3 protein-coding genes are annotated in these 2,145 nt (G+C 65.4%); 2 read left to right on the forward strand and 1 reads right to left on the reverse strand.

The features are described from left to right. Positions 1-3 precede the first annotated feature (3 nt). A complete protein-coding gene (locus tag EN991_RS33615) occupies positions 4-831 on the reverse strand; it encodes an urease accessory protein UreD (protein WP_084015581.1) in 828 nt (275 codons plus the stop codon). Between the two features lie 221 nt (positions 832-1,052). Between EN991_RS33615 and EN991_RS33620 the strand changes: the two genes are divergently transcribed. Both EN991_RS33620 and EN991_RS33625 read left to right on the forward strand, forming a co-directional pair. After that, the gene (locus EN991_RS33620) at positions 1,053-1,307 is read left to right on the forward strand and encodes an acyl carrier protein (RefSeq protein WP_013528393.1); all 255 of its coding nucleotides are present in this window, start codon (positions 1,053-1,055) and stop codon (positions 1,305-1,307) included. Positions 1,308-1,312: 5 nt separating this feature from the next. Next, positions 1,313-2,145 (forward strand): beta-ketoacyl-[acyl-carrier-protein] synthase family protein (locus EN991_RS33625; protein ID WP_164769572.1); only part of this gene is annotated, 833 nt, incomplete at its 3' end.

Here is a 2,145-nt window from a genome sequence, read left to right on the forward strand (position 1 = left end):
GGCCTATAGTGACCATAATTTGGGCAACCCCGCCCTTCCGTTGAGCAATTCGACGAGTGGAACCAGCCGCTGGCGCAGCCGGTAGCCATCCCCGGCGTAGAGCCTCGCAAGAAGCTTGCCAGATTTCTTCACGCGCCAGGCGCTGGCGCTGCCCTGGTCGCCGACGATCTCCAGAACCGGATCGAGCAGGGCTTCGGCGCGCGGCGACACCAGAAGCAATGTCGCCACCGCGATCGCGCCGCCGGCAACCGCCGGGCGATCGAGCGTTGCGGCGATATCGGGCCCGATGCGGAAATCCTCGGCATGAACGAGGGCGCCATCCTGACGCACACGCCAGCGGTCATGGAAGTTGCCCTGCGTGGCGCGTTCGCCCATCGCCAGGCGGCCGAAGACGGCGGCTTCCAGCACCAGCGCCTCGGCGCCGACGGCAAGCTCGACGTCGAGCGTGCGGGCAAAGGCCGCCCGGTCGAAGACGATGGTTTCCTGCGGCAGCCAGGCGATGCGGCCGTTTTCGCCTACCGACAAATTGACCCGCACTTCGGCATGGTCGGATGCCGCCCGGTAGATCTTCTCGCAGGCCTGCGTGGTGATCGATGCCGAAGCGGCCGCGCCGACATCCACGTCCCAGGCGATACGGTCGCCGCCCGTCATTCCGCCGGCGGTGTTGATCAGCACCGCTTCGAGCGGATCGGCCGAGACGGCCGGCATTCTTATCTTGGCGGCGCCGTCCTGATAGAGGCGCCGCAAGCGCGTGCGGCCCTCGCCAAGCGCACAGGAAAGCCGCGCCACGCCCGCAACGCGCTGCGTCGAAATCCCGCCATGTTCGCCCATATCCATGCCTGCACGTTAAGCACTCCGGCGGCTTTGTCGATATGGAGTTCGATATAGCTTGTTGCTTGACAACGTTTCGGTTTCTATAGAGGGAACCACCTTGGTACGGTCATGCTGCGCTTGGCGGGGGTATTAAACGACGACGGCGGCTTGATACCAGGAGAAAAAGGGGCGCTGCTCAGTCGGCGTCGGGAAACGCGAGATAGTGGGGAAGGAACCGAATGGCCGACCAGCTGGCAACGGATATCATCGCGAAGATCAAGGCTCATGCCGAGCCGGGCGGCGAAGAAATCACCACCACCACCGAATTGACCTCGCTTGGCATCCATTCGCTCGAGCTGACGGAGATTATCTTCGATCTTGAGGAAGAGTATGGCATCGAGATCGAGATGAACACGGTCGACGCCTGGAGCAATCTGAAGAACGTCGGCGACATGGTCGAAGCTGTGCGCGCGCTGATCGCGAAAAAAGCCTGAACTGAATGCGGCAGCGCGTTGTCATCACCGGCATGGGCGGCATTTGCGGGCTCGGCACCAGCGCGCCCGCGATCTGGAACGAGATGCGCGCCGGCCGCTCGGCCATCGGCCAGATCACAAGTCCCCAACTGCATGATCTGAAGGTCAAGGTCGGCTGCGAAATCAAGACGCTTCCCGATCACGGCATCGACCGCAAGCAGACCGTGTCGATGGACCGCTTCAGCCTGCTGGCGACGATCGCAGCCAGGGAAGCCATGCAGCACGCCGGCCTGGTCTCGAATGAAGCCACCACCTATCGGATGGGCACCGTCGTCGGCGTCGGCGTCTGCGGCTGGGAGGCGATCGAGGAGAGCTATCGCGCCATCCTGGTCGAGGGCAAGAACCGCGCCGGCATCTTCACCGTGCCAAAGGTCATGCCAAGCGCGGCCTCTGGCCACGTCAGCATGAATCTGGGCCTGCGCGGCCCGGTCTTCGGCGTCACCTCGGCCTGTTCGTCGTCCAACCACGCCATCGCCTCGGCCGTCGACCAGATCAGACTTGGCCGCGCCGACGTGATGGTCGCCGGCGGCACCGATGCGCCGCTGGTCTGGGGCATCCTGAAGGGCTGGGAAGCATTGCGCGTGCTGGCGCCCGACACCTGCCGGCCATTTTCGGCCGACCGCCAGGGACTGTCGCTCGGCGAGGGCGCCGGCATGGCGGTCCTGGAGACGTACGAGCACGCCATGGCGCGCGGCGCCACCATCCTTGCCGAGGTCGCCGGCGCCGGCCTCTCCGCCGACGCCTCCGACATTGTCGCGCCGACCGTCGAAGGGCCGACGGCGGCCATGCGCGCCTGCCT

The organism is Mesorhizobium sp. M7A.F.Ca.US.005.03.2.1 (genome assembly GCF_003997795.1).
Classification (GTDB): domain Bacteria; phylum Pseudomonadota; class Alphaproteobacteria; order Rhizobiales; family Rhizobiaceae; genus Mesorhizobium; species Mesorhizobium ciceri.

Coding starts and splice junctions, on each gene's coding strand:
- EN991_RS33615 (WP_084015581.1), bottom strand. CDS start 831: ATGGGCGAACATGGCGGGATTTCGACGCAGCGCGTTGCGGGCGTGGCG.
- EN991_RS33620 (WP_013528393.1), top strand. CDS start 1,053: ATGGCCGACCAGCTGGCAACGGATATCATCGCGAAGATCAAGGCTCAT.